This window comes from Streptomyces sp. NPDC015130 (assembly GCF_043080005.1).
GTDB lineage: Bacteria > Actinomycetota > Actinomycetes > Streptomycetales > Streptomycetaceae > Streptomyces.
The window spans coordinates 143073-168913 of sequence record NZ_JBIBVC010000007.1 but is presented as its reverse complement, the minus strand read 5'-3'; the positions used below and the strand labels follow the sequence as shown (position 1 = coordinate 168913).

Annotated in this window: 24 protein-coding genes; 5 read left to right on the top strand and 19 right to left on the bottom strand. The window is 72.3% G+C overall.

Features of this window, described 5'->3' with window-relative positions; genetic code table 11:
• Positions 1–29 precede the first annotated feature (29 nt).
• Positions 30–1004 carry a MerR family transcriptional regulator gene (locus ACF08F_RS16895; protein ID WP_392299262.1) on the bottom strand — a complete coding sequence of 325 codons (975 nt, stop codon included), beginning with the start codon at positions 1002–1004 and terminating at the stop codon, positions 30–32.
• Positions 1005–1211: 207 nt separating this feature from the next.
• Here ACF08F_RS16895 and ACF08F_RS16890 point away from each other — a divergent pair, with 207 nt between their 5' ends.
• On the top strand, positions 1212–1790 hold the full coding sequence (locus ACF08F_RS16890; protein ID WP_392299261.1) for a fasciclin domain-containing protein: 579 nt from the start codon (positions 1212–1214) through the stop codon (positions 1788–1790).
• 46 nt (positions 1791–1836) lie between these two features.
• Here ACF08F_RS16890 and ACF08F_RS16885 read toward each other — a convergent pair whose 3' ends face one another.
• The 7 genes from ACF08F_RS16885 to ACF08F_RS16855 all read right to left on the bottom strand — a co-directional run bounded on the left by ACF08F_RS16885 (position 1837) and on the right by ACF08F_RS16855 (position 8870).
• Positions 1837–2850: a TIGR03842 family LLM class F420-dependent oxidoreductase gene (locus ACF08F_RS16885; RefSeq protein ID WP_392299260.1), complete on the bottom strand. Its 1014-nt coding sequence runs from the start codon at positions 2848–2850 to the stop codon at positions 1837–1839.
• A 23-nt stretch (positions 2851–2873) separates the two neighbouring features.
• Positions 2874–4277 carry a dihydropyrimidinase gene (gene hydA, locus ACF08F_RS16880; protein ID WP_392299259.1) on the bottom strand — a complete coding sequence of 468 codons (1404 nt, stop codon included), beginning with the start codon at positions 4275–4277 and terminating at the stop codon, positions 2874–2876.
• A 28-nt stretch (positions 4278–4305) separates the two neighbouring features.
• The gene (locus ACF08F_RS16875) at positions 4306–5586 is read right to left on the bottom strand and encodes an aspartate aminotransferase family protein (protein ID WP_392299258.1); all 1281 of its coding nucleotides are present in this window, start codon (positions 5584–5586) and stop codon (positions 4306–4308) included.
• On the bottom strand, positions 5583–6425 hold the full coding sequence (locus ACF08F_RS16870) for a nitrilase-related carbon-nitrogen hydrolase (RefSeq protein WP_392299257.1): 843 nt from the start codon (positions 6423–6425) through the stop codon (positions 5583–5585). The genes ACF08F_RS16875 and ACF08F_RS16870 overlap by 4 nt, the downstream gene beginning before the upstream one ends.
• A 205-nt stretch (positions 6426–6630) precedes the next feature.
• A complete protein-coding gene (locus ACF08F_RS16865) occupies positions 6631–8028 on the bottom strand; it encodes a UL36 very large tegument protein (RefSeq protein ID WP_392299256.1) in 1398 nt (465 codons plus the stop codon).
• Positions 8029–8130: 102 nt separating this feature from the next.
• Positions 8131–8532, bottom strand: a complete 402-nt coding sequence (locus ACF08F_RS16860; protein ID WP_392299255.1) for a PPOX class F420-dependent oxidoreductase — start codon at positions 8530–8532, stop codon at positions 8131–8133.
• 38 nt (positions 8533–8570) lie between these two features.
• Positions 8571–8870: a helix-turn-helix domain-containing protein gene (locus tag ACF08F_RS16855; protein WP_392299254.1), complete on the bottom strand. Its 300-nt coding sequence runs from the start codon at positions 8868–8870 to the stop codon at positions 8571–8573.
• A 32-nt stretch (positions 8871–8902) separates the two neighbouring features.
• Here ACF08F_RS16855 and map point away from each other — a divergent pair, with 32 nt between their 5' ends.
• On the top strand, positions 8903–9670 hold the full coding sequence (gene map, locus ACF08F_RS16850; protein WP_392299253.1) for a type I methionyl aminopeptidase: 768 nt from the start codon (positions 8903–8905) through the stop codon (positions 9668–9670).
• A 75-nt stretch (positions 9671–9745) separates the two neighbouring features.
• On the opposite strand, the gene ggt is transcribed toward map, so the two are convergent.
• Entirely contained in the window at positions 9746–11560 is a 1815-nt protein-coding gene (ggt, locus tag ACF08F_RS16845) for a gamma-glutamyltransferase (protein WP_392299252.1), read from the bottom strand.
• A gap of 104 nt (positions 11561–11664) precedes the next feature.
• On the opposite strand from ggt, the gene ACF08F_RS16840 reads away from it, so the two are divergent.
• Positions 11665–12399, top strand: a complete 735-nt coding sequence (locus ACF08F_RS16840) for a hypothetical protein (protein ID WP_392299251.1) — start codon at positions 11665–11667, stop codon at positions 12397–12399.
• Here ACF08F_RS16840 and ACF08F_RS16835 read toward each other — a convergent pair.
• Positions 12350–13621 (bottom strand): cytochrome P450, encoded by a 1272-nt coding sequence (locus tag ACF08F_RS16835; protein ID WP_392299250.1) that lies wholly within the window; start codon positions 13619–13621, stop codon positions 12350–12352. The genes ACF08F_RS16840 and ACF08F_RS16835 overlap by 50 nt on opposite strands.
• 130 nt (positions 13622–13751) lie before the next feature.
• Here ACF08F_RS16835 and ACF08F_RS16830 point away from each other — a divergent pair, with 130 nt between their 5' ends.
• Both ACF08F_RS16830 and ACF08F_RS16825 read left to right on the top strand, forming a co-directional pair.
• Positions 13752–15014, top strand: coding sequence for a hypothetical protein (locus ACF08F_RS16830; RefSeq protein WP_392299249.1), 1263 nt, complete (start codon positions 13752–13754; stop codon positions 15012–15014).
• 105 nt (positions 15015–15119) lie between these two features.
• Positions 15120–16670, top strand: a complete 1551-nt coding sequence (locus tag ACF08F_RS16825; protein ID WP_392299248.1) for a CocE/NonD family hydrolase — start codon at positions 15120–15122, stop codon at positions 16668–16670.
• 38 nt (positions 16671–16708) lie between these two features.
• Here ACF08F_RS16825 and ACF08F_RS16820 read toward each other — a convergent pair whose 3' ends face one another.
• From ACF08F_RS16820 to ACF08F_RS16780, 9 genes are all read right to left on the bottom strand, one after another.
• The gene (locus ACF08F_RS16820; protein WP_392299247.1) at positions 16709–17566 is read right to left on the bottom strand and encodes an amino acid ABC transporter permease; all 858 of its coding nucleotides are present in this window, start codon (positions 17564–17566) and stop codon (positions 16709–16711) included.
• Positions 17563–18207, bottom strand: coding sequence for an amino acid ABC transporter permease (locus ACF08F_RS16815; RefSeq protein ID WP_392299246.1), 645 nt, complete (start codon positions 18205–18207; stop codon positions 17563–17565). The genes ACF08F_RS16820 and ACF08F_RS16815 overlap by 4 nt, the downstream gene beginning before the upstream one ends.
• A gap of 30 nt (positions 18208–18237) precedes the next feature.
• Positions 18238–19155, bottom strand: a complete 918-nt coding sequence (locus ACF08F_RS16810; RefSeq protein WP_392299245.1) for a glutamate ABC transporter substrate-binding protein — start codon at positions 19153–19155, stop codon at positions 18238–18240.
• A 13-nt stretch (positions 19156–19168) separates the two neighbouring features.
• On the bottom strand, positions 19169–19915 hold the full coding sequence (locus ACF08F_RS16805; RefSeq protein ID WP_392299244.1) for an amino acid ABC transporter ATP-binding protein: 747 nt from the start codon (positions 19913–19915) through the stop codon (positions 19169–19171).
• Positions 19916–20098: 183 nt separating this feature from the next.
• A complete protein-coding gene (locus tag ACF08F_RS16800; RefSeq protein WP_392299243.1) occupies positions 20099–20542 on the bottom strand; it encodes a DUF6278 family protein in 444 nt (147 codons plus the stop codon).
• Positions 20543–20823: 281 nt separating this feature from the next.
• Entirely contained in the window at positions 20824–21603 is a 780-nt protein-coding gene (locus ACF08F_RS16795; protein ID WP_392299242.1) for an exodeoxyribonuclease III, read from the bottom strand.
• A 39-nt stretch (positions 21604–21642) separates the two neighbouring features.
• Positions 21643–22278 (bottom strand): MBL fold metallo-hydrolase, encoded by a 636-nt coding sequence (locus tag ACF08F_RS16790; RefSeq protein ID WP_392299241.1) that lies wholly within the window; start codon positions 22276–22278, stop codon positions 21643–21645.
• 9 nt (positions 22279–22287) lie between these two features.
• Positions 22288–23550, bottom strand: coding sequence for an alpha/beta fold hydrolase (locus ACF08F_RS16785; protein WP_392299240.1), 1263 nt, complete (start codon positions 23548–23550; stop codon positions 22288–22290).
• A 486-nt stretch (positions 23551–24036) separates the two neighbouring features.
• Entirely contained in the window at positions 24037–25383 is a 1347-nt protein-coding gene (locus ACF08F_RS16780) for an MFS transporter (protein WP_392299239.1), read from the bottom strand.
• Between the last annotated feature and the right edge of the window lie 458 nt (positions 25384–25841).

Below are 25841 nucleotides of genomic sequence, written 5' to 3'. Positions count from 1 at the left end.
GGCCCCGCCCTCGGCACACCGGGCCCCGCTCAGCCCCCGGTGTGTCCGGCCCGCTCCCCGTAGAGCCGGCCGATCGCGTCGAGGGCCTCGCGCAGGCCGGTGGGCCGGATCATGCCGTCGGCGGGCCGACGGCCGAGCCAGCCGGGGCCCGCGAGCACGACCAGGGGAGCGGTACGGGCCCCCCGCACCCCGAAGGCCGTTCGCGCGACGTGCCGGGCCAGGGCGTGGTCCGCGGTGGACCTCGCCTGCGACCAGAGGGCGACGGCGGCCGGGCCCGACCGCCGGACCGCCGCGTCCAGGGCCTCCGCCGGCACCGCCGCGCCGAACATCCTGGTCGGCAGGCCCTGTTCGGCCAGGCCCGCCGTGAGTGCCTCCAGCGGCAGCGTGTGCTGCTCCGCGGGGACGCAGGCCAGTACGACGGGAGCGGCCGGGGAGGCCGACGCCGGGCCGGTGACGGCCGCCCGGCGCAGGGCGGTGGAGACGTGCCACGACAGCAGGTGCTCCACCTCGACGTAACGGTCGCCGGAGGACTCCCACTTGCGGCCCACCGCGTGCAGCGTCGGGACCATCACCTCCTCCCAGGCGGTGACCAGCCCGTACTGCGCCAGCACCTCCTGGAGCAGCTCCTCCATGGCCGGACCGTCGAGTCGCACCGCGGCGCGGGCCAGCCCACGGGCCTCCTGCCGTACGTCCCCCAGCGGCAGTCCGCCGCCCGGCCCGGCACGCTGCGGCGCCCCGCCCGCCGGTACGGGAGCCGGTGCCACCGTGTCCGGCCTGCGCTTCGCGGCACGTGCCGCCTCGGCGGGCGGGACGCCGGAGGCCGTGAGGCGGCACATCTCCTCCAGCATCGCCACGTCCGCCGGGCTCCAGCGCCGGTGCCGCCCGTCCGCGCGCACGGCGGGACCGATGCCGTACCGCTGGTCCCAGGAGCGCACCGTGGTCGGCGACACCCCCAGACGCCGTGCCACGGCGCCCGTCGTGATCCCGTGTGTCGTTTCGGCCATGCCTCCACAGTACGACGCAGAAACGCTGCGAGTGGGGCGGACGGCGGGCCCTCAGCCGTACCCCGCGACGCCGGCCGGGACCGCGGCCCGGAAAAAGGTGCCGCCGGCCCCATCCGACGAGGTGCTCCGGGCCGAATGTCTCTGTGAGAGGACAACCGATCCACGGCCACGGACGGCTCTGCGTCAGGCCGGTGGGAGGAGCACGCCATGAACACCACGCTCACCCGACGTCGCGTATCGGCCGCCCTGGCCGCCGCGGCCCTCTCCCTCTCCGTGGGAGTACTGGCGCCCCCGGCGTCGGCCCAGGACGGCGACGACACGTTCGGTCCCGGCTGCGCCTCGGTGCCCAAGGAGGGTGCCGGTTCGTTCGCCGGGATGGCGGAGGAACCGGTGGCGACGGCGGCGTCCGACAACCCGGCGCTGTCGACCCTGGTCACCGCGGTGCAGAAGGCCGGTCTCGTCGACACGCTCAACAACGCCGAGGACATCACGGTGTTCGCGCCGACGAACGACGCCTTCGCCAAGATCCCGAAGGCGGACCTCGACAAGGTCCTCGCCGACAAGGCCACCCTCACCAAGATCCTCACGTACCACGTGGTGGACGAACCGGTGGAGAAGGCGGACCTCGCAGACGGATCCTTCAAGACGCTCCAGGGCGGCACCCTGACGACCTCGGGGTCCGGAGACTCGTACAAGGTGAACGACACCGCGGCCATCGTGTGCGGCGACGTACAGACCTCCAACGCGACCGTCCACATCATCGACACGGTGCTGATGCCGAAGTGAGCACGACCGACGGCGCCGTCGCGTGGCGCCGTACACGGGCCCGGGCTCAGCGGAAGGACGGGATGATGTCGGTGCCGTAGGCGTCGATGGTGCCCTCGCGGTTGTCGTGCATGTCGTAGACGGCGAACTGGTGGACGCCGAGGTCCTTGAGGTGGCGGAGTTTCGCGATGTGGGCCTCGGCGGGGCCGAGGAGGCAGAAGCGGTCGACGATCTCGTCGGGGACGAAGGTGGTGTCGGGGTTGTCGGCGCGTCCGTGGTGGGAGTAGTCGTAGCCCTGACGGTCCTTGATGTACGCCGTGAGCTCCTCCGGGACCATGGAGGAGTGCTCGCCGTACTTGGCGACCAGGTCGGCGACGTGGTTGCCGACCATGCCGCCGAACCAGCGGCACTGGTCCCGGGCGTGTGCCAGCGCCTCGGGCGAGTCGTCGGCCGTGACGTACGCGGGGGCGGCGACGCAGATGGTCAGGGCGTCGGGGTCACGGCCGGCGTCCTGGGCGGCCTTGCGGACGGCCTTGACCATCCACTCCGTGAGGAACGGGTCGGCGAGCTGGAGGATGAAGCCGTCCGCCTTCTCACCGGCCAGGGCGAGGGCCTTCGGCCCGTACGCGGCCATCCAGACGGGCAGCTTGCCGTTCTTGATCCACGGGATGCGGATCGGGTTGCCGTCCACCTCGGCCTCGCGGCCCTCCGCCAGGTCGCGGATGACCTCGATGGCCTCGCCCAGGCGGGCCAGGGTGTTGGGCCTGCGGCCGGCGACGCGCATGGCGGAGTCGCCGCGGCCGATGCCGCAGACGGTCCGGTTGCCGTACATGTCGTTGAGGGTGGCGAAGGTGGAGGCCGTGACCTCCCAGGTACGGGTGCCGGGGTTGGTCACCATGGTGCCGACGTGGAGCTTGGTGGTGTTGGCGAGGATCTGGCTGTAGATGACGAAGGGTTCCTGCCACAGCACGGCGGAGTCGAAGGTCCAGCCGTAGCGGAATCCGTTCCGCTCCGCCCGGCGCATCAGGCCGACGACCTGCGAGGCGGGCGGGTCGGTCTGCAGGACGAGTCCGAAGTCCACGCGGGGACCTCCTTGTTCGGGGTTCAGTTCAGGTACTGACAGGTGGAGCGGGGGGTGAAGGCACCGTGTCCGGCGTGACCGACGTACTTCCGCTGGTCGATGACGAGCTCGCCGCGCGAGAGGACGGTCTCGACCTGCCCGGTGATCGCCTTCCCCTCGTACGCGGAGTAGTCGACGTTCATGTGGTGGGTGGCCGCGGAGAGGGTCTGGCGGGCGTTCGGGTCGTAGATGACGAGGTCGGCGTCGGCGCCGGGCGCGATCGTGCCCTTCTGCGGGTAGAGGCCGAACATCCGGGCGGGCGTGGCGCAGGCGATCTCGATCCAGCGGCGCCTGGAGATGTGCCCCTCGACGACCGCCTGGTGGAGGAGGTCCATGCGGTTCTCCACGCCGGGCAGGCCGTTGGGGATCTTCGAGAAGTCCCCGCGGCCGAGGTCCTTCTGTCCCGTGAAGCAGAAGGGGCAGTGGTCGGTGGAGACCACCTGGAGGTCGTTCGTCCGCAGACCGCGCCAGAGCGCCGCCTGGTGCTCCTTCGGGCGCAGGGGCGTGCTGCACACGTACTTGGCGCCCTCGAAGTCCGGCTCCGCCAGGTTGTCCGTGGAGAGGAACAGGTACTGCGGGCAGGTCTCGCCGAAGACGGGAAGCCCCTTGTCGCGGGCGGCGGCGATCTCGGCGACCGCCTCCTCGGCGGAGACGTGGACGACGTAGAGCGGTGCGCCGGCGACCCGGGCGAGCTGGATCGCCCGGTGGGTGGCCTCGGCCTCCAGCAGGACCTTGCGGACCTCCCCGTGGTAGCGGGGGTCGGTCTCGCCGCGGGCGAGCGCCTGCTCGACGAGGACGTCGATGGCGATGCCGTTCTCGGCGTGCATCATGATCAGCCCGCCGTTGTCGGCGGAGCGCTGCATGGCGCGGAGGATCCGGCCGTCGTCCGAGTAGAAGACGCCCGGGTAGGCCATGAAGAGCTTGAACGAGCTCACGCCCTCCTGGACGAGCCGGTCCATCTCCTTGAGCGTGTGCTCGTTGACGTCGGAGAGGATCATGTGGAAGCCGTAGTCGATCGCGCAGTTGCCGTCGGCCTTGGCGTACCAGGTGTCGAGCCCCTCGCGCAGGCTCTGGCCGACGGTCTGGACCGCGAAGTCGACGATCGTGGTGGTGCCGCCCCAGGCGGCGGCGCGGGTGCCGGTCTCGAAGGTGTCGGAGGCGGCGGTGCCGCCGAAGGGCAGCTCCATGTGGGTGTGGGCGTCGACGCCGCCGGGCAGCACGTAGCGGTCGGTGGCGTCGATGGTCCGGTCGGCGGTCCAGCCGGCCGCCACGTCCGAGCCGTGGGCGGCGAGGGCGACGATCCGGCCGTCCTCGATCAGCACGTCGGCGTGGAGTTCGTCGGTGGCGGTGACGACGAGGCCGCCCCTGACGAGGGTACGGGTGCTCACGGGACTCTCCTGCCTGAGGAAGGGTGAACTACAGGGTTCCGAGGGCCTCTTCGAGGATCGCGGCGCCTTCCTCGGCCTCGGCGACGGTGAGCGAGAGCGGTGGGGCGACCCGCAGGACGCTGGTGTTGTGGCCGCCGCCCTTGCCGATGAGCAGCCCGCGCTCGCGGGCCGCCTCCAGGACGGCGGAGGCCGCGTCCGGGTTCGCGCGGTCGGTGCCGGGCTCGGTGAGTTCGATGCCGACCATGAGGCCGCGGCCCCGTACCTCCCGTACGGCGTCCACGCCCGCGGCGGCGGCCCGCACGCGCTCGATGAGGAGGCCGCCGACCCGGCGGGCGTTGCCCTGGAGGTCGTGTTCCAGGAGGTAGGCGAGGTTGGCCAGGCCCGCGGCCATGGTGATCGGCGAACCGCCGAAGGTGGAGATGGAGTTGGCGTCGACGCAGTTCATGATCTCGGCGCGGGCGACGACCCCGCCGACGGACATGCCGTTCCCGATGCCCTTCGCGAAGGTGAGGATGTCGGGGGGTCCGGCCTGGCCGTGGGCCTGCCAGCCCCAGAAGTGGTCGCCGGTGCGGCCCCAGCCGGTCTGGACCTCGTCGGCGATCCAGAGGATGCCGTGCCGGTCGAGGACCCGGCGGAAGGCGGCGTACAGGCCGTCGGGCGGGGAGGTGAAGCCGCCGACGCCCTGGACGGGTTCGGCGATGAGGGCGGCGACGTCCCGGGTGTGGCCGAGGAGGTCTTCGAGGTCGGCGACGCAGGCCTCGACGAACCGTTCGTCGCTGTACTGGGCGTAGGGGCCGCGGGTGCGGACGCCGCCGTGCACGTAGAGCGTCTGGAGCGGGGAGAGGCCGGTCGGCGACCAGGCGCGGTTGCCGGTGATGCCGACGGTGGAGAAGGAGCGGCCGTGGTAGCTGTTGCGCATCGCGAGGATCTGGTTCGAGCGGCGGTACGCGGTGGCCAGGAGCAGGGCCGTGTCGTTGGCCTCGGTGCCGGAGGTGGTGAAGAAGACGCGGGCGTCGGGGATGCCGGAGAGTCCGGCGATCCGCTCGGCGAGCTCCACCATGGGCCGGTTGAGGTAGAGCGTGGAGGAGTGGACGATCCGGCCGGCCTGGTCGGCGACGGCCTTGGTGACCTCGGGCAGGGCGTGCGCGGTCATGGTGGTGAGGATGCCGCCGAAGAAGTCGAGGTACTTGCGTCCCTCGGCGTCCCAGACGTGGCGGCCCTCGCCGTGGGTGATCTCGATCGGGTCCTTGTAGTAGAGCGCGACCCAGTCGGGGACGACGGCCCTGTGCCGGTCGAAGAGGCTGCTCACGGCTGCACCAGCCCGTCGTACGCGTCGGGGCGGCGGTCCCGGTAGAAGGCCCATTGCTGCCGCACCTGTTCGATGAGGCCGAAGTCGAGGTCGCGGACGACCAGTTCCTCCTCCTTGTCGGAGGCGACGTCGCCGACGAACTGCCCGCGTGGGTCGACGAAGTAGCTGGTGCCGTAGAAGTCGTTGTCGCCGTACTCCTCGATGCCGACGCGGTTGATCGCGGCGACGAAGTACTCGTTGGCGACGGCGGCGGCGGGCTGCTCCAGTTGCCAGAGGTAGGAGGAGAGGCCGCGGTGGGTCGCGGACGGGTTGTAGACCAACTGCGCTCCGTTGAGGCCCAGTTGGCGCCACCCCTCGGGGAAGTGGCGGTCGTAGCAGATGTAGACGCCGATCCTGCCGACGGCGGTGTCGAAGACCGGCCAGCCGACGTTGCCCGGGCGGAAGTAGTACTTCTCCCAGAAGCCCTTGACCTGCGGGATGTGGTGCTTGCGGTACTTGCCGAGATAGGTGCCGTCGGCGTCGATGACGGCCGCGGTGTTGTAGTAGAAGCCCTCGCCCTCGACCTCGAAGACGGGGACGACGATCACCATCCCGGTCTCCCGGGCGAGCGCGGACATCCGCCGGACGGTGGGGCCGTCGGGGACGGGCTCGGCCCAGCGGTAGTGCTCGGGCTCCTGGACCTGGCAGAAGTAGGGGGCGTTGAACACCTCCTGGAAGCCGATCACCTTGGCGCCCCGCCGGGCGGCCTCCCGGGCGTGTTCCTCGTGTTTGGCGATCATGGATTCGGTGTCGCCGGTCCAGGTCGCCTGGACGAGCGCGGCGCGTACGACGTCGGTCATGAGCTGCTCCTTCGGCACGGCGTCAGAGAGCCTCTACGCCCGTAGACGCGGGGCGTAGGAGGAGAACGTAAGCCCCGTCACACCCCGGAGCAAGACCACCGTCGCGAAGCGGCGGCGTCGATCATGTTTCATACCCGAGTGGTCCACGTCGGACACGTACCGACACGTACCCGCAAGTAATGACACGCGCCGCCGGGACCCGGGATCAGGCTCCCGACAGGCCCGCCACGCGCAGGGCGTGCAGCAGGTCGCGCTCCCGGGCGGCGGACACCGCGCGGGCCGCGTCGAGGAGCCGGGGGGCGAGTCCGCGCGGGTCCTCGCCCGCGAGGCGGGCCGCGTCCTCGGGCGTCCTGACCCGGACGAAGGCGGTGAGCAGCGCGTGCGCCTCGCGCTGGTGGCCGTCCGCGCGCAGGGCGGCGCAGGCCCCGGCGAGTTCCTCCACGGGGCGGGCGACGCCCTGCCGGAGGAGCTGCTCGCAGTCGGCGGTCCGGCCCGCGTCGGCGAGGACCCCGGCGACGGCGGCGAGCCGCCCGGGCGGCAGCGAGGCCGCCTCCCAGAGCAGGGTGGACCAGTCGGCGCCGAGCCCCGCCCGGTCCAGCTCGGCGGCGAGGGCGGGCAGCCGGTCCGGCGGGCCGGAGAGCGCCTCGCAGAGCAGGGCGTGCGCCTCGCCGCTGCGGCCCCGGGCGCGGAGGCGCCGGAGGGCGTAGACGGCGTTGGCGGCGGCACGGTGGGCGGAGTCGCCGGGGGCTTCGGACGCGAGAGCGGCGTCGGACACGGGCGCGGGGGCCTGGGCGAGCGCCTCCGCACCGGGCTCGCCGCCACCGCCGAACCGCGCGCCCCTCGGGGCCGCTCCCCCGGTGGGCAGTACGGGAACGGCCACGGCGGGCGCCGCCTCCGCCTCGACGCTCTCCTCCAGCCAGGCGTACCGGGCGCCCCGGGGCCGCCGCTTGGCGGGCGCGGGTGCCGCCGGGGCGGGAGCCCGGGCCCCGCCGGATGCCCGGGCCGGGGCGGGGTCCTCGACGGAGGGCCGAACGGCGCCCGGTGCCGGGCCACGATCCGGGCCGGAGACCGGCCCCGGCACCCCGGACCGCTCCCGCGCGGGTCCGGCCGTTGCCCCGAGGCGGGACAGGCGGGCGGTCAGTTCGGCGACCCTGGCGGCGGCACGCGTGTGGTCGTCGCGGATCCACGCGAGGTCGTTCTCCAGGGCGGCCGCCTCCGCCGGGCCGGTGGCGGCGCCGAGGCGCTCCCCCAGTTCACGGGCGCGGGACTCGGCGTACCGGCGCTCCCGCTCCATCAGCTCGCGGCGTTCGGCGAGTGCGGCGGCGCCGCCGGGGCGGCGGTCGTGGGCGGTGGCCGCCGCCGTGTACAGCGCTCCGGCCCGGGCGGCGAGCGGCCCGTCGGCGGGCTCGCCGGCGTCCTGGAGCAGCGACTCGACGACGTCCCAGGGGAGGATCTCCGCGCCGTCGAAGCAGGCCCGCAGCCCCTCGGGGTCGCGTTCGGCGAAGACTCCGTACCAGCCGGCGTCCGGCCGGAGCCGGCCTGCGAGCTCCGTCAGCCAGTGCGCGAAGGTCGCGACTTCCACCGGGAGTTGATGTACCGTCATGCGTTCCGCACCTGCCCCGCCGTCGACTGGAACCTGCCGGCCGCGGGTATTGGACCGCAGTCGTGTTACGGGACGACTACGGTCCGTTTTCATGCGGGTGCCTCACCCGGCGAATTCCCCGGGGTCGAGGCGCACGACGATTCCGGTGTGCGGGCGCTTGCCGAGCCGGACGATCATGGCGGGCACGTCGGTCAGCCAGTACTGCCACGTGTACTTGCGCGAGAGCAGCGAGCGGATCCGGTTCAGCTCCTCCCCCTCGACCAGCCGGCCCACGCCGGCGTGGCGCGTGGCCCCCTCGGCGACGTTCCCGCGCACGTCGCAGACGGCGACCTCGACCCGCGGGTCGTTCCGGAGCCGCTTGACCTTCCAGGAGTCGGTGCGGGTCCACGCGTACAGCTCGGAGCCCTCCACCGCGTACCAGACGGGCGTCGCGACCCCCGTCCCGTTCTTGCGGAAGGTCGTCAGACTCACGTAGCGGCCGCGCCGCAGCTCCTCGGGCATCATGGCGGGAGCCTAGGCGAAGGCGGCCGCCAGGGCCCCGCCTACACCGGACTCGGGACCGCGCCCGGGGCCGGACCCGGAACCGCGCCCGGGATCGGGGCCGGGGTGCAGAGCACCACGAGTTCGTCCATGGAGAGGTCGAGGACCCCGGCGAGGGCCGCGACGGTGAAGAAGGCCGGCGTCGGGGCCCGCCCGGTCTCGATCTTGCGGAGGGTCTCGGCGGAGAGGCCGGCCGCGGCCGCGATCTCGACCATGGACCGCTCGCCGCGCGCCGAGCGCAGGAGGAGGCCCAGGCGCTCGCCGCGCTCGCGCTCTTCCGGGGTCAGGGGTGTACGCACCATGACGTCATTCTAATACCGGTATAGTAATTGGCATGGTGGAGATCAAGACGAACGAGTCCCTGGCGGCGATGCGCGAGTCCGGGCGGGTGGTGGCCCGGGCCCTCGCGGCCGTACGGGCGAAGGCGGCACCCGGTGTCGCACTGACCGAGCTGGACCGGGCCGCGCGCGAGGTCCTGGCGGAGGCAGGCGCCGGTTCGCCCTTCCTCGACTACCACCCGGACTGGGCCCCCGTGCCCTTCCCCGCGGTCGTGTGCCTCTCCGTGAACGACGCGATCGTGCACGGCATACCGGACGGGACCCGGCTGGCCGACGGCGACCTGGTCTCCGCGGACTGCGGGGCGCTCCTGGGCGGCTGGGCGGGCGACTCCGCCGTCAGCTTCACGGTCGGCCGGGCCCGCCCGGAGGACACGCGGCTGATCGCCGCGGCGGAGGAGGCACTGGCGGCGGGCATCGCGGCGGCCGTCGTGGGCAACCGGATCGGCGACATCGCGCACGCGATCGGCCGGGTCTGCCGGGGCGCGGGGTACGGCATCCCGGACGGGTTCGGCGGCCACGGCATCGGCCGGACCATGCACGAGGACCCGGGCGTGCCCAACGAGGGACGCCCGGGTCGCGGCATGAAGCTGCGGCACGGCATGGTGCTCGCGATCGAGCCGATGCTCATCGGCGGCGGTACGGACGACCACTACACGGCGCGGGACGGCTGGACGATCCGTACGCTCGACGGCTCGCGCGCGTCCCACGCCGAGCACACGGTGGCGATCACGGACGACGGCCCGCGCGTGCTCACGGCCCTGTAGGACGCGCGCCCGCAGGAACCGGCGCCGGGACGCACGCCGAGGGGACGCCCGCCCCTGCCGGCCGCCGGGATGTCCCTACCGGCCGCCCGCGGGTCGGACGACCATCGCCGAGCCGCCGCCCCTGCGGACCGTCTCCGCGGCGGCCACCCAGCGGCCGTCGGGCAGCCGCTGGACGCCCGTGGCGGCGCCGATCTCCGGGTTCTGCCGGAAGCCGTGCCCGATGGCCTCCAGCTCGGCCCTCAGCGGGCTGTTCCACAGTCCGGGTTCCAGCTCGGTGGTGGCCTGGTTGCGCTGGCTGGCGCGGGGCGCGGCGATCGCGTCGACCAGCGGCAGGCCCCGGTCGAGGACCCCGGTGAGGGTCTGGAGGACCGTCGTGATGATCGTCGCGCCGCCGGGCGAGCCGAGGGCGAGGATGGGCCGGTCGTGCCGGTCGAGGACGATCGTCGGGGAGATCGAGGAGCGCGGCCGCTTGCCGGGGCCCGGCAGGTTCGGGTCGTGGACGGCCGGGTTCGCGGGGGCGAAGGAGAAGTCGGTCAGCTCGTTGTTGAGCAGGAAGCCCCGCCCGGGCACGGTGATCCCGCTGCCGCCGGTGGACTCGATGGTCAGGGTGTAGGCGACGACGTTGCCCCACTTGTCGGCGGTCGTCAGATGGGTGGTGTTCTCGCCCTCGTACGTGGTCGGGGCGGCGGTCCCGCCGCTCGCGCAGGGCGCGGGGTCGCGGGGGTCGCCGGGCGCGAGCGGGCTGGTCAGGACGGCGTCGTCGCGGATCAGGCAGGCGCGGGAGTCGGCGTACCGCTGGGAGAGCAGTTCGCGGGTCGGCACGGACTCGAAGGCGGGGTCGCCGACCCAGCGTCCCCGGTCGGCGAAGGCGATCCTGCTCGCCTCGATGTGCCGGTGGAGGTACCCGGCCCGGGTGGCGGAGGCGAGGTCGGTGCCCTCCAGGATGTTGAGCGCCTCGCCGACGCTCGTGCCGCCGGAGGAGGACGGGGCCATGCCGTAGACGTCGAGTCCCCGGTACCCGACCTTCGTCGGCCGACGGAACTCGGTGCGGTACGAGGCGAGGTCACGCTGCGTCAGGTCGCCCGGCCGGACGTTCCGGGCGGCGTCCTCGCGGACGGGCGGCTTGCGGACGGTGTCGACGATGTCGCGGGCGAGCGGGCCCCGGTAGAGCGCGCCGACGCCTTCGCGGCCGAGCGTCTCGTACGTCCTGGCCAGGTCGGGGTTCTTGAACACCGATCCGACGACGGGGAGCTGACCGCCGGGCAGGAAGAGCTCTGAGGTGGCCGGGAAGTCGCGGAAGCGGGCTTCGTTGGCGGCGGTCTGGGCCCGGAAGGTGGGATCGACGGTGAACCCGTCGCGGGCGAGCCTCTCGGCCGGCGCGAGGAGGGTGGCGAGCCGCTTGCTGCCCCAGGCGTCGAGGGCGGTCTTCCAGGTCGCCGGGGTGCCGGGGGTGCCGACGCCGAGTCCGCTGGTCATGCCCTCCTCGAAGGGGATCGGCCTGCCGTTCTCCGTGAACAGGCCCGCGTCGGCGGAGCGGGGTGCGGTCTCCCGGCCGTCGACGGTGTGGACCGTACGGCTCTTGGCGTCGTAGTACACGAAGTAGCCGCCGCCCCCGATCCCGGCGGAGTACGGCTCGGTGACGCCGAGGGCCGCCGCGACGGCGACGGCCGCGTCCACGGCGTTGCCGCCCTTGCGGAGGACCTCGATGCCGGCGGCCGAGGCGTCGGCGTCGACGCTGGCGACCGCTCCCCCGTGACCGACGGCGACGGGCTCCTTGACCGGTGGCGGCGCGGCGGCCGGCGGCGACTGGGCCGGGACGGCGGCGCCCATCGAGAGCACCGTCGCCGTGACGGCGACAGCGGAGACCATTCCAGCGGCGGAGCGACGCATTCCTACCTCCAGTCAACGACCGTCCGCGCAGCGTAACTTCCTCCCGCCCCTTCCGTCAGGACCGCCTCGAACAAGGTGCCGGTCCGCCGATAGCATGCGCGCCCATGAACGAAGACGTGCGGAACATCGTGCTCGGGGTCCTGGCGACCGGGGTCAGCGCCTCCTTGGGATGGCTGGCCCGCACCTACCTCTGGCGGCGGGGGCTCCGCCGCAAGCAGGCCTTCTTCGGCCTGCCCTCCGGCTCGGAGTGCCTGCTCGTGGTGAACCGGATGGCCGGCAGCGAGCGCAGCGTGCACGCCACCGATGTCTCGGCGCTGCTCGAACTGTCGGCACTGGTCAAGGACTGCGGGGCCCGTCCCCGCATCGTGCAGCACGACACGGCCCGTCAGGGCCTCGGCGAGATAGCCGAGTTCTGCATCGGCGGCCCCTACTCCAACCGGCGCATGGCAGCCCATCTTCCGAACCTGCTGCCGGGACTCACGATGAACGTCGAGCAGGAACCGAGCGAGGACCGGGGGATGCTCACCGTGGCGGGCGAGACCTACCGCGCGGAGTGGGGAGTGACCGAGTACGTCGTCCTCGCCCGCCTCACCCGCGGCGAGGGCGTCCGTCCCGTGTTCCTGCTCTGCGGCCAGGCCGCGGTCACCAATCAGGCGGCGGCCAGACATCTGGCCCGCCACCACAGGGAACTGGCCGGCACGTACGGGGCCGACGGCTCCTTCGCACTGCTCCTGAAGGTGGTCAACTCGCAGGCCTACGGCCCCGACGTCGTGGAGCTCGTCGCCGACGTCACGCGGGCCGCCCTGTCGGCCCCTCCAGCCGTACCGGCAGCGACTTGATCCCGTTGATGAAGTTGGACACGAGGCGGCGGGGCGGGCCGGCGGGGGTCAGTCCGTCGCAGGCCGCGCGCACCTCCTCGTACAGCACCCGGAGCTGAAGCCGGGCGAAGTGGGCGCCGAGGCAGACGTGCGGGCCGTCACCGAAGGAGACGTGCGGGTTCGGGCTCCGTCCGAGGTCGAGCCGGTGGGGCTCGGCGAAGACGCGCTCGTCGTGGTTGGCGGAGGCGTGGAAGACGACGATCTTGTCACCCGCCCGGATCGGCTGCCCGGCGAGCACGGTGTCCCGGGCGGCCGTGCGGCGGAAGGACAGCACGGGCGGGTGCACGCGCAGGAGTTCGTCGACGGCCGTCTCCGTGGAGACCTTCCCGCCCCACAGGCGGGCCTGCTCGCCGGGGTCCTCGGCGAGGGCGAGGAGTCCGCCGGGGGCGGCGCTGCGGACGGTGTCGTTTCCGGCGACGGTCAGCAGGAAGAAGAACATCTCCAGTTCTGCGTCGGCGAGTTCGGAGGTGGCCAGTGAGGTCATCACGTCGTCGGCGGGGTGCGCGCGCTTGTACGCGGCGAGTTCCTGCGCGTAGCCGAACATCTCGGCGAGCATCGCGGGCGACCGGGGGTTGACGGGCCGTCCCCCGGCGTCGAGGACGGGCGGTTCGTCGGGGTCCTGGTAGGCGATGACGCGTTCGGTCCAGGCGTGGAGCAGCCCCCGGTCGCTCGCCGGGACGCCGAGCAGGTCGGTGAGGTTGAGCAGGGCGTAGTCGTCGGTGACGGTCCGGACGAGGTCGACCTCGCCACCCGCGCCGTCCGCGGCCGCGAGCGCCTCCGCGAGGAGTCCCCGGGCGCGCTCCCGAGCGGTGACGGCGAACCGCTCGATCCGCCCCGGGGTGAAGGCGCGGCTGACGAGCCTCCGCAGCCCGCCGTGCTCGGGCGGGTCCTGATTGAGCATCATGCGGCGGATGAAGGGCAGGTCGGCGGGGTCGGGGTCGCGGATCTGCGTGGCGCCGAGGGACGAGGAGTACGTCCGGGAGTCCTTGAGCACCCGGACGACGTCGGCGTGCCGTGTGACCGCCCAGAATCCGGGTCCGGCGGGCCACCCCAGGATCTCCGGCTCCGCCTGCCGGGCGACGGGCGCGTGGTCGCGCAGCGCGCGGAAGCGGTCGTGCGGGATCCCGGCGGCGTAGATCCGCGGGTCGAACACGTCGGGCAGGTCGTCCGCGTCCCCCACCATGCCTCCCGTCAGGGGTCGAACAGAGGTGAAGACGTTTCCATCATGACAGGTCAGAGGCGGTTTTCGTAGGACTGATCGCACAGTTGTGAAACCTTGCCCGGCCCGTTCCGCGACTCCCAGAATCACCGTCATGAATCACTCCGAGAACGTCGATCACGATGCGGTGCTGCGGGCACGGACGATGCTGCTCGGGTCGGGCCGGCTGTCCCGGTCCCAGGAGGTCGACGCGTACCGCGTGCTGGCGAGGGTGAGCCCGGCCGCCTATCTCCCGAAACTGGTGCGGGCGTTGACCTCGTACGACTACGAGCCGGGGTTCCGGGACCGTCCGGAGGTGCGGATCGTGTGGTACGCCGAGGCCGCGGAGGCCGCGCGGGGCCTCGACACCTCCGAGCACGCGGGGGCGACGCTCCTCTGCAGCGCCCTGAACGCGTACCAGCACACGCTGTTCGTCCTCGGACGGCGCTCCGAAGGGCTGGCGGTGTGCGAGGAGTTGGCCGAGGTGGGGCGGCGCAGCCTGGCTGTCCGGGGTGCGGCGAGGAACGGCTTCGGAGGCCGGCTGGCCGCGGTCCTGGCCGAGGAGGGGCGGCACGGCGAGGCGGCGGACGTCTGCGCCCTGGACGCACGGGCCGCGCGGTCCGGGCCTTCCTTCGGCGACCTGGTGGCGTGGTCCGCCGCGCTGGACGCCGCCGGGCGGCACGAGGAGGCCCTGGAGGTGACCGCCCGGCTCGTGGACGACACCCGGCGCGAGGCCGAGGAGGGCTCGGCGCCCCGGGCCCTCCTGGTGTGGGGGCTGGTGCACCGCTCCCGGATGCTCGACGCCGCCGGGCGCGGCGCGGAGGCGGGTGCGGACCGGCGGGAGGTCCTCGTGCTTCTGGACCGGCTCGCGCGGTCCGGCGACTCCGGCGATCCCGGCGACCTCCGCGCACGATGGGCGACCCTGCTCGCCCTGTCGGGCCGGGCCGGCGAGCCGGCCGGGTCCCGGGAGGCACCGGCGCCACCGCTCGGCCATGAGCTCCGCAACTGGTCGAACGACACCCTCAAGGCGTACTTCGACGGCGTCCCCGCACGCGCGGAGGAGGGCGGGGAGCCGACGCCCGACACCCCGGCACTCGACCACCACCGGCTGACGCTCCGGTCGGCGCTCTTCCAGCTCCGGCATCCCCTGGAGTTCGAGGAGGCGCTCCGCCCGCTCTTCGACGAGGGTGTCGCGCTCGCCCGCCGACGGACTGCGGACCCGGGCGCGTGCGTCCGCGCCCTGACCGACCGCTCGACGTTCCTGGTGGCCGTCGGGCGGTACGAGGAGGCGCGCGCCGACTTCCGGGAGGCCGTCGCCGTCCTGGACGCGGAGGCCGCCACTTTCCACACCAATCGTTACCCGCACGTAACTTACTGACCGGTTACCCCGGGTACGGCCCCGCGGTTACCGTCGGGTCACTTTCACTGCCCCCCATCAGTGCCCGTACTGCCTCCCCAGCAGTACCCCAGTGAGGAGTGACCCGTGCGACGCACACCCCTGGCCCTCGCCGTCTCGGCCGCCCTCGTGGCCGGGACGGCCCTCGGCCTGGCACCCGCCGCCCAGGCCGCCGAGAGCGGCATCCGGTTCGTCGACATCACCGGGGAGGGCGGCACCGTCCTCAAGGCGAACGTCGTCACCCCCGCCGGAGCCGGCCCCTCGGCCCGCCTCCCCCTGATCGTGCTGCCCACGAGCTGGGCCGTGCCCCAGATCGAGTACCTCGCCCAGGCCAAGAAGCTCGCCGACTCCGGTTACATCGTGGTGAGTTACAACTCGCGCGGCTTCTGGCAGTCCGGCGGCGAGATCGAGACCGCCGGGCCGAAGGACGTCGCCGACGCCTCGAAGGTCATCGACTGGGCACTCGCGAACACCCCGGCCGACGCCGACCACGTCGGCATGGCGGGAGTCTCGTACGGCGCGGGGATCAGCCTGCTCGCCGCCGCGCACGACCCCCGGGTCAAGGCCGTCGCCGCGCTCAGCGGCTGGGCCGACCTCATCGAGTCCATCTACAGCGGCCGCACCCAGCACCTCCAGGCCGCCGCCCTGCTCGGCGGCGCCGGCTATCTCACCGGGCGTCCCGGCCCCGAACTCAAGGAGATCCTGGGCGACTTCCTCTCGTCGAACCTCGACAAGGAGGACGAGATGATCGCCTGGGGCCGCATGCGGTCCCCCGCCACGTACCTCGACCGGATCAACGCCAACGGCGCCGCGATCATGCTCGGCAACGCCTGGGGCGACACCATCTTCCCGCCCAACCAGTACGCGAGCTTCTACGAGAAGCTCACCGGCCCCAAGCGGCTGGAGTTCCGCCCCGGCGACCACGCCACCGCCGAGGCCACCGGGCTCCTCGGACTCCCCAACGACACCTGGACCAACGCCCACCGCTGGTTCGACCGGCACCTCAAGGGCGTCGACAACGGCATCGACCGCGAGCAGCCCGTACAGCTCAAGTCCCGCTCCACGGACGGCTACGAGGGCTACCCCGACTGGAAGTCCGTCCACGCCGACCAGCGGAAGTTCGATCTCGACGGCACGCAGCGGATCTGGGCGAACGTCGACTCCGGAGCCAACGGCGGCGTCACCCTGCTGACCAACCTCCTGGACCAGTTCCTCCGCACGCCGCCGACCGTCTCCGTCCCCCTGCTGCCCCGCGCCTTCGCCGGCGTCTGGCAGTCCGAGCGGTACACGAGCCCGCAGCGGGTGCGCGGGACGGCGAAGGTGCACACCACGGTCACCTCCACGAAGGAGAGCGGCACCCTCGTCGCGTACCTCTACGACGTGGGCCCGCTCGGCATCGGCAAGCTGGTCAGCAACGCCCCGTACACCTTCCACGGCGAGACGCCGGGGCAGCCGTTCGCCGTCGACCTGGAGCTGTTCTCCACGGCGTACGACGTGCCGGCCGGCCACCGGCTCGCCCTGGTCGTCGACACCGTCGACGCGCTCTACATCGAGCACAACCCGACCGGCGCGCAGCTGACCTTCTCCTCCCCGTCGGCCGACCCGTCGTACGTGTCGGTACCGATGCGGGAGAAGTGATCACCGGCTGCTGCCGGGCGGGCAGGGCTTCACAGCAGCTACTGCGCTCCCGGCAGCAGCGTTCCCGGTTCGGCCGGCGCGACGTCCACGGCCTTCGTCTTCGGGCTGCGGCGCTCTCGGCGGGCCACCCAGGTGGCGAACCAGGAGAGCAGCATGCACAGCCCGATGTAGATCGGTGAGACGACCAGCACGACGGGGATGAACGGCAGGTCGTAGTCGAGGTTCGACGCGATCAGCTTGCCCGCGTGCAGGAACTCCTCGTAGGTGATGAGGAAGCCGAGCGAGGTGTCCTTGAGGGCCACCACGAGCTGGCTGATGATGGCCGGCAGCATGGCGCGCACGGCCTGGGGGACGAGGACGTAGGTCATGACCTGCGTCTTGCGCATGCCGAGCGCGTACGCGGCCTCGCCCTGGCCGCGCGCGACGGCGTGGACGCCGGTGCGGAAGACCTCGGCGAGCACCGAGCCGTTGTAGAGGGTCAGTCCGGCGACGAGCGCGGGCAGCGGCTGCACCTTCAGCGCCACGAAGATGAAGAAGATCATCACGAGGACGGGCATCGCGCGGAAGAACTCGACGAAGACGGTGGAGGTCCACCGCAGCACCCGGTGCTCGGAGAGCCGTCCGGCGGCGAGGACCGCGCCGAGCGCGAGCGAGAGGACCGAGGCGTACGCGAAGGCCTTGAGGGTGTTGCCGAGGCCTTCGAGCAGCAGCTCCTGGATGCCCTCGTAGAGGAAGGGCGACCACTTGACGGAGGTGAACTGCTCGGTGTCGAGGAGGAGGTGGAGGAACCAGCCTGCCAGCGCGAGGATCACGACGGTGGACGCGAGGCCGTAGAGCAGGTGACGTCGCCGGGCGCGCGGCCCGGGGATGTCGTAGAGGGCGGTGGACTCGGTCATCGGGCGACTCCCCAGCGCTTCTCCAGGACGTGGAAGAGGGCGCTGATGGTGAGGGTGATGATCAGGTATCCGACGGCGATCCAGACGAAGGTCCAGACGATGTTGTAGCCGAGCTCGCTCAACGTCTTGTAGGTGCCGAGGAGTTCGGTGACGCTGAACGCCCCGGCGATCGCCGAGTTCTTGGCGAGGGCGATCAGGGTGGATCCGATGGGCGGGATGACCGTGCGGAAGGCCTGCGACAGGACCACCGACCCGAGGGTCTGCGTGAAGGTCATGCCCAGACTGCGGGCCGCCTCGCCCTGGCCGCGCGGCACGGTGTTGATGCCGGAGCGCAGGACCTCGCAGACGAAGGCGGAGGTGTAGCAGCCGAGGGCGAGGACCGCGAACACCTCGAAGGGCAGGATGAGTCCGAAGCGGGGCAGGCCCAGCATCACGGCGAAGAACAGCAGGGTCAGGGGGGTGTTGCGCAGGACGGTGACCCAGACCGTGCCGAAGACCCGGAAGGAGCCCACGGGCGCGACCCGGAAGGAGGCCATGACGAAGCCCAGCACGAGGGCCAGCGCGGAGGCGTAGACGGTCAGTTCGACGGTGCCGAGGAACCCCTCGCCGTAGAGCGCGAAGTTGTCGGTCAGGACGTCCATGTCAGTGACTCCATGTGGGGGTCCCTCCGGTCAGCTCGCCGGGTAGCGGTCGATGGCGGGCGGCGTCGGGGCGGGGACCCCGGAGAGTCCGAGGGTGGCGTCGTACGCCTTCTTCCAGTCGCCGTTCCTCTCGTGTGCGGCGATGGCGTCGTCGAGGGCGAAGCGCAGGGCGTTGTCGTCGCGCGGGACGCCGATGCCGTACGGCTCCTTCGAGAACGGCTCGCCGACGACCTTGAGTTCGTCGGGGACTTTGGCGGCGTACCCCATGAGGATGGTGTCGTCGGTGGTGACCGCGTCGACCTGGTAGGTCAGCAGGTTGTCCACGCAGACGGAGTAGGTGTCGTAGGCGACGAGTTCGGCCTTCGGGTAGTCCTTCTCGACGCGCTGGTACGGGGTGGATCCGGCGGCGGAGCAGACCCGCTTGCCGTCGAGGTCCTGGGGTCCGTCGATGTCGTGCTCGTCGGTGCGGACGAGGAGGGACTGACCGGCCTCGTAGTAGGGGCCGGCGAAGCCGACGAGCTTCTTGCGGTTGTCGTTGATGGTGTAGGTGCCGACGTAGTAGTCGATCTGGCCGTTCTGCAGGGCGGTCTCGCGGTTGGCCGAGGCGATCGTGCGGAAGTCGATGCCGCCCGGTTCAAAACCGAGGGAGGCCGCCATCATCCTGGCGATCTCGATGTCGAAGCCTGAGTAGCGGCCGGTGGCGGGGTCCTTCTCGCCCATGTACGGCTGGTCCTCCTTGGCGCCGACGACGAGCCGGCCGCGCTTCCTCGCCCGGTTCCAGGTGCTCGAATCGGGCAGCCTGAAGCCCGACTCGACCTTGTAGACGGGGAGTTGGTCGGGCTGCGGGCCCTTGACGGGCGGACTGCCCGGCCGGCCGCAGCCGCCGGCCGCCGCCGTGGCGGCCAGCAGCAGGGCGAGCGCGGCCCGGACCCGGTGCGTACGCTGCATGGTGACCGCCCGCTCAGTGCTTGAGGATCTTGGAGAGGAAGTCCTTGGCGCGCTCGCTGCGCGGACTCGTGAAGAACTCCTCGGGCGTGCGGTCCTCGACGATGCGGCCGTCGGCCATGAAGACGACCCGGTTGGCGGCCGAGCGGGCGAAGCCCATCTCGTGCGTGACGACGACCATCGTCATGCCGTCCCGGGCGAGTTGCCGCATGACCTCCAGGACCTCGTTGATCATCTCGGGGTCGAGCGCGGAGGTCGGCTCGTCGAAGAGGAGGGCCTTGGGGTCCATGGCGAGGGCGCGGGCGATGGCGACGCGCTGCTGCTGGCCTCCGGAGAGCTGCGCCGGGTACTTCTCGGCGTGCGCGGCGAGGCCGACCCGGTCGAGGAGTTCGCGCGAACGCCGGTCGGCCTCCTCCTTCTTGCGCCTGCGGACCTTGATCTGCGCGAGGGAGACGTTGGCGAGGACGGTCTTGTGCGCGAAGAGGTTGAAGGACTGGAAGACCATGCCGACCTCGGCCCGCAGCCGGGCGAGCGCCTTGCCCTCGTCGGGGAGGGGCCGTCCGTCGATGACGATCTCGCCCGACTCGACGCGCTCCAGCCGGTTCATCGCCCGGCACAGGGTGGACTTCCCGGAGCCGGAGGGGCCGATGACCACGACCACCTCGCCGCGACCGACGGTGAGGTCGACGTCCCTGAGGACGTGCAGCGCACCGTAGTGCTTGTTGACGCCACGCAGTTCGATCAGCGGATCGACGACGGCCATACGCTGCCCTGCCCCGTTTCTCAGCGGTGTCGCGGTCAGCGCAAACTATTCACCAGGAAAAGGGACTTCACGACCGACACGCATGAAACCGGAATAAGCCGTATTTACTGCAGGGGGGTGGCGCGGGGAGGATGCGGCGGGGGCCGGGGAGGGTGCGGCGGGGGCCGGAGGGGGCGCGCCGCGTCAGTACTCGGCGGCCTCCGCGTACACCTGGTACAGCTCCGGCGCACCCGTCATCGCCCAGTCGAGACCGGCCTCGACGACCTGGATCTCCCGGCCGGAGGCGAGGCGCACGACGGGGCCGCCGCCGGGCCAGACCTGCCAGCGGGCCCCGGGAACGTTCCGGACGATCACGGTGCCGAGGTAGAGACCGGCGTCGTTGCCGATCCAGGGCAGCTCCTCCGGGTCGTCGCGCCAGCGGGGCGGCAGCTGGTCCAGCTCCTGGAGGGAGCGCGGGGTGTCGTCGAGCGCGACCCCGGCCTCCTCGACGCGGGCGCGGAGCAGCTCGCACTCGGCGAGCAGCTCCCCCACTCCCTCGGGGTCACGGTCGAACGCCGCGACCAGGGGCCCGTCGGATTCCTCGGTCTCATGACGCTTGCGCCAGTGGTCCAGAAAGGGAATGTTCATCCGAACAGCCTCGCACCGTCACCTGCCGGTCGACCACCCGGCGCGCGGAGATCGTCTCGCGGCGCGCCGGGCCCCACCTGCGGCGAAGGGGCCCGGCCCCCGGGCCTGGGCGTGTTGCGAAAGGAGCGCCGACCGCCCGAAGGGCGGGCCGGACGGCGTCTGGTGCGTGCGATCGCAAGGCGGAGGGTCGCCCCGATACTGGATGTATCGGGGTGATCCCGACAACGAGGCGAGCGTGCGTGCCAGGCGCCGTCCGGCAGGCGGGACTTTCGCAACACGCCCTAGACGTCGAGGTCGACGACGACCGGGGCGTGGTCCGAGGCGCCCTTGCCCTTGCGCTCCTCGCGGTCCACGTAGCTGTCCGAGACGGCCTCGGCGAAGGGCTTGTTGCCGTAGACGAGGTCGATCCGCATGCCCTTGTTCTTCGGGAAGCGGAGCTGGCGGTAGTCCCAGTAGGTGTAGGGGTGGTCGTACTTGAGGGGGCGCGGGACCACGTCGGTCAGTCCGGCCTCGCGCAGGCCCGCGAGGGCGGCCCGCTCCGGCTCCGTGACGTGGGTGAGGCCCTCGAAGACGGCGATGTCCCAGACGTCGTCGTCGGTCGGGGCGATGTTGTAGTCGCCGAGGACGGCGAAGGGGCGCTCCCCCGCCGCGTCGTCCGCGACGGCCAGCTTGAGCGCGTCCAGCCAGCGCAGCTTGTACGCGTAGTGGTCGTGGGCCACCTCGCGGCCGTTCGGCACGTAGACCGACCAGACGCGGACCGGGCCGCAGGTCGCGGAGATGGCCCGCGGCTCCTCCACGTCCTCGTACTCCGGGCCGCCGGGCAGGCCCGTGACGACGTCCGCGAGGCCGACGCGGGAGACCAGGGCCACGCCGTTCCACCGGCCCGTGGCGTTGACCGCCGACTCGTACCCCAGCGCGCGCAGCTCCTCGGTGGGGAACTGCTCGGCGGTGCACTTGGTCTCCTGGATGCACAGCACGTCGGTGCCGCTGCTCTCCAGCCAGGCCAGGAGGCGGGGCAGCCGGGCGGTGATCGAGTTGACGTTCCAGGTGGCGATGCGCATGGACGCAAGCCTACTGGCGGGGTGTGACAGTCGGCGGATTCAGAGCTCGGCGGAGGCGCCGGGGGCCAGGCGGGAGTGGTCGGTGCCGCCGAGGGCGCCGATCTGCCGGTCGTAGATCGGCCGGGCGAGGTCGGTGAGCAGGGCGTCGTGGATGTCGTACGCCCGGCGCGGCCGGACCTCTCGGACGTAGTCGATGACCTCGGAGATCTTGTTCCAGGGGGCCATGACGGGCAGCAGCAGGGTGTCGACCGGCCGGTCCGGGACGGTCAGCGCGTCGCCGGGGTGGAAGACGGTGCCGCCGTCGACGAGGAAGCCCACGTTGGTGATGCGCGGGATGTCGGGGTGGATCACCGCGTGCAGCTCGCCGTGGACCTGGACGTCGAAGCCGGCGGCCGTGAACGCGTCGCCGTGGCCGACGGTGTGCACGCGGCCGGGGAAGGCCGCCGAGAGCTGTTCGGCGACGCTCCGCAGCGTCCAGATCTCGGCGGCCGGGTCGGCCTCCAGGGCGGCCCGCAGCCGGCCCTCGTCGAAGTGGTCCGGGTGCTCGTGGGTGACGAGCAGGGCGTCGGCCCCGAGGACCGCGTCCTCCTCGGTGAACATCCCCGGGTCGAGGACGAGCGTCCGCCCGTCCTTCTCCAGCCGGACGCAGGCGTGGGACTTCTTCGTCAGCTTCACGCCGCCAGGTTACGCGGGCGGCGTCGTCTCCTCCCGGATGACGCGGGTGACCACGCGCAGGGCGGACTCGGCGGCCGGGAAGCCGCAGTACACGGAGGTGTGGAGCACGATCTCGCGGAGCTCGTCGGGCGAGAGGCCGTTGCGGAGGGCGGCCCTGGTGTGGTCGGCGAGCGCCTCGTGGTGGCCGCCGGCGATGAGGGCCGTGAGGGTGACGGCGCTGCGGGTGCGCCGGTCGAGGCCCTCGCGGCTCCAGACCTCGCCCCAGGCGTACCGGGTGACGAGCTCCTGGAGGGCGCTGTCGGGGTCGGCGGCGAGGGCCTGGTCCACATGGGCGTCGCCGAGGACCTCGCGGCGCAGGCCGAGGCCCGTCTCGTACGGGTCGGGCCGGGCGGCCTCGGCCTCGCCCTCGGCGGGCGGGTCCGCGGGGGCGGGCTCGGCGGCGGGGGCCGGGACGGCGGGCAGCGGCGGCACGGTGAGGGTGCCGCTGGACTCCTGGGCGGTGCCCGCGAAGTGCCCGGTGAGCAGGTCCGTGACGGCGGCGGGCTGCTCGACCGGGGCGAGGTGCGAGGCACCGGGGACGACGGCGAGCCGGGCGTCGGAGATGCCGGCGACCAGGGTGCGGGCCTCGGCGGGTCCGGTCACCTGGTCCTCGGAGCCGACGAGGACGAGGGCGGGGACGCCGACGCCGCCGAGCGCCTCACGGACGTCGAAGACCGCGAGGGCCTCGCAGGCGGCGACGTAGCAGGCGGGGTCGGTCGTGCGGACCATCTGGACGGCCCAGTCGACGATGGCCGGCTGGGCGCCCGCGAAGAGCGGGGTGAACCACTGCTCGGGAGCGGTGCGGGCCATCGGCTCCAGGCCGTTGGTCCGGACGATGACCCCGCGCTGGCGGAACTCGTCGGCGCTGCCGAACCGCGGCGAGGTGGCGACCAGCGCGAGCGAGGCGACCCGCTGGGGTGCGCGCAGCGCGAGGTCGAGGCCGACGGCGCCGCCGAGGGAGCAGCCCGCGTAGCCGAAGCGCTGGACGCCGATGGCGTCGAGGGTGGCGAGGAGCCGGTCGCCGAGTTCGGCGACGGAGGTGAAGGGCTCGGCCGGGGCGCCGCCGTGACCGGGGAGGTCGAAGCGCACGACCCGCCACTCGCGCGTGAGCTCGGGTATCTGCCGGTCCCACATGTGCCAGGTCGTCCCCAGCGAGGGCCCCAGGACCAGGACCGGAGCGTCCTCTCGTCCGTCAGAGCGGTACTGCAGGGTGTTCGGTGGTGTCTCGCTCATTCGCCAGACCCTCTCATATGACGGCGGCCTCCAAGGGGGCGGGGCGGTGCCGGCGCCGCGTGCGGACGCGCGTGGGCGGCCGTGACAGGCGGCGGAGCAGGAGGAATCCGGGCGTCGCGAGAAGGATGTGATTCCGGTGAGCACCTCCAGGTCATGCGTCGGCGTACGAGAATTCACGACCGCTTTTCCTGAAGGGGTTCGCGGTTTCGGTCGGGTGGATATCGGGGCGTGAATTCCAATGACGTGCCCATCCTGAACAGAGGTCCGATACGCGTTTCGATATGAATCCCTTACGGATCCCCCCTAAGATCCCCCTACCAATCCCCTATGGATTCGATACGCGCGCCGTACGCGAATGGCACGCGTACCACACGCGCACGGCGAAATCACGTGTCGTTCCGAGAATGCGTCACCTGTCGCCCGCGACTGACGGCCGAAGCCGAATACCATCGTTCTCCGCGAGCGCGGTCGTGGGGTTCCCGGACGTCAGGGGCGTCGTACCGCCGCGATGAACGCCGCTCCGAGGACGCAGGCGACGGCCGCCGTGAGGTAGGCCAGGTGGTAGCCCGAGAGCTGGTCGCCGCTCGTCGCCGCGACCAGGACCATGACCGCCACTCCGACGCTGGCGCCGATCTGCTGCGCCACGACGTTCACCGCGCCGGCGACGGCGTGGCGCTCCGGCGCGACGCCGGTGAGCGCGGCGGAGGTCATCGAGGGGAAGTTCAGTCCCTGGCCGATGCCGCTGACGACGAGGCCGGGGAGCACGTGGAGCAGGTAGTTCCCGTCGGCCGGGGTGCTCAGCCACAGTCCCGTGCCCAGGCCGATCAGGACGAGTCCCACGGCCATCAGGGTGCGCGGGGTGTACCGGGCGAGCAGGCGTCCGGTGGCGAAGTTGGCGGTGAGGAACACGGCCGCCGACATGGGCACGAGCGCGAGACCGGACTGGAGGGGCGTGTAGTCCAGCATGCCCTGGAGGTACAGCGGCGCGAAGAACAGCAGCCCGACCGAGCCCATGTACTGCAGGAACGCCGCCAGGCTCGCGGACCGGACGGAGGCGATCCGGAAGAGGCCGAGGGGCAGCACCGGGTCGGGGGTGCGGTGCTCACGCAGCACGAAGAGGACCAGGAGGGCCGCCGCGGCGAGGAGCGCGGTCCAGGCCACCGTGCCGCTGGTGCTCACGCCGACGATCAGCAGGGTGAGGCCGAGCGTGCCCGAGATCGCGCCGGGCAGGTCCAGGCTGCCGCCGCGTCCGGCGCCGCCGGGCAGTCCGGCGCGCGTCGCGGCCAGCACGAGGAGGCCCAGGAGCACCGAGAACCACAGCACGGACCGCCAGCCGAGGAACTGGGTCAGCACGCCGCCCAGGAGCACCCCGCCGCTGAAGCTCGCGGCGCCGACCGCGGCGTACACGCTGAGCGCCCGGTTGCGCGCCGGACCGGCCGGAAACACCTCGGTGAGCAGGGCCAGCGCGGCCGGGCCCGACAGGGCGGCGCCGATGCCCTGGACCGCCCGCGCGCCGAGCAGCACCCCGGTGTCGGGCGCCACGGCGCCGACCAGGGCGGCCACCGTGAACAGGGCGACTCCGTACTCGAACACCCGTCGGCGGCCGAGCACATCGGCCAGCCGGCCGCCCACGAGGAGGAAGCCGGCGAAGGTCACGGCGTAGGCGATCATGACCCACTGCAGCGTGGTGTCGTCGAGGCCGAAGCGCTCCCCGATGGACGGGAGCGCGGCGTTGAGGACCCCGAGTCCGCTCACGTCGAGGGCCAGCGCTCCGGCCAGCACGCCGAGCGCCAGGCCCGGCCTCTGGCGCGGCATCACGTCGATACCGGTCATGCGTCACCCGCGACCGTGACAGGCGTGCGCGGGGGACGCCCGGATAAAGCGATGCCGATGCCGGCCGACACCGGTGTGTGGTTCATGTATTTCATGGCGAGCAGCTTGCAAGGTCATTCGCCCGCTGTCCAGTCCGCCTCGAATTCCCAGCAGGTCCGCGGCACTTCACGGCCATTGAGCGAGTCGATCCGGTCACGACGGGTACAGATCACGCCAGCCGCCGTCCGACCTGACAACCGCCCTTGTCTCGCCATTCCCAGGATGGCATCGTGATGTTGGTCGGTCGGGGCAACTACTTCGTCATACGGGCCATGTCAGCCCGTCAGTTCAAGGCCTGGAATCGCAGTCGCGGAGCGACGCGGCCAGGAGACGCGTGATGCACGCCCGGCGGCCTGACCGCCGGGAAGAAGTCCTGAATCAGATCCCGATCCGAATCGGCCAGGATGACTCGACGGGAG

Bases quoted from the DNA above. Each gene is read 5' to 3' on its own strand.
- ACF08F_RS16895 (WP_392299262.1), bottom strand. From the start codon at position 1,004: ATGGCCGAAACGACACACGGGATCACGACGGGCGCCGTGGCACGGCGT.
- ACF08F_RS16890 (WP_392299261.1), top strand. From the start codon at position 1,212: ATGAACACCACGCTCACCCGACGTCGCGTATCGGCCGCCCTGGCCGCC.
- ACF08F_RS16870 (WP_392299257.1), bottom strand. From the start codon at position 6,425: ATGACCGACGTCGTACGCGCCGCGCTCGTCCAGGCGACCTGGACCGGC.
- ACF08F_RS16865 (WP_392299256.1), bottom strand. From the start codon at position 8,028: ATGACGGTACATCAACTCCCGGTGGAAGTCGCGACCTTCGCGCACTGG.
- ACF08F_RS16860 (WP_392299255.1), bottom strand. From the start codon at position 8,532: ATGATGCCCGAGGAGCTGCGGCGCGGCCGCTACGTGAGTCTGACGACC.
- ACF08F_RS16855 (WP_392299254.1), bottom strand. From the start codon at position 8,870: ATGGTGCGTACACCCCTGACCCCGGAAGAGCGCGAGCGCGGCGAGCGC.
- map (WP_392299253.1), top strand. From the start codon at position 8,903: ATGGTGGAGATCAAGACGAACGAGTCCCTGGCGGCGATGCGCGAGTCC.
- ggt (WP_392299252.1), bottom strand. From the start codon at position 11,560: ATGCGTCGCTCCGCCGCTGGAATGGTCTCCGCTGTCGCCGTCACGGCG.
- ACF08F_RS16840 (WP_392299251.1), top strand. From the start codon at position 11,665: ATGAACGAAGACGTGCGGAACATCGTGCTCGGGGTCCTGGCGACCGGG.
- ACF08F_RS16835 (WP_392299250.1), bottom strand. From the start codon at position 13,621: ATGGTGGGGGACGCGGACGACCTGCCCGACGTGTTCGACCCGCGGATC.
- ACF08F_RS16830 (WP_392299249.1), top strand. From the start codon at position 13,752: ATGAATCACTCCGAGAACGTCGATCACGATGCGGTGCTGCGGGCACGG.
- ACF08F_RS16820 (WP_392299247.1), bottom strand. From the start codon at position 17,566: ATGACCGAGTCCACCGCCCTCTACGACATCCCCGGGCCGCGCGCCCGG.
- ACF08F_RS16815 (WP_392299246.1), bottom strand. From the start codon at position 18,207: ATGGACGTCCTGACCGACAACTTCGCGCTCTACGGCGAGGGGTTCCTC.
- ACF08F_RS16810 (WP_392299245.1), bottom strand. From the start codon at position 19,155: ATGCAGCGTACGCACCGGGTCCGGGCCGCGCTCGCCCTGCTGCTGGCC.
- ACF08F_RS16805 (WP_392299244.1), bottom strand. From the start codon at position 19,915: ATGGCCGTCGTCGATCCGCTGATCGAACTGCGTGGCGTCAACAAGCAC.
- ACF08F_RS16800 (WP_392299243.1), bottom strand. From the start codon at position 20,542: ATGAACATTCCCTTTCTGGACCACTGGCGCAAGCGTCATGAGACCGAG.
- ACF08F_RS16795 (WP_392299242.1), bottom strand. From the start codon at position 21,603: ATGCGCATCGCCACCTGGAACGTCAACTCGATCACCGCCCGGCTGCCC.
- ACF08F_RS16785 (WP_392299240.1), bottom strand. From the start codon at position 23,550: ATGAGCGAGACACCACCGAACACCCTGCAGTACCGCTCTGACGGACGA.
- ACF08F_RS16780 (WP_392299239.1), bottom strand. From the start codon at position 25,383: ATGACCGGTATCGACGTGATGCCGCGCCAGAGGCCGGGCCTGGCGCTC.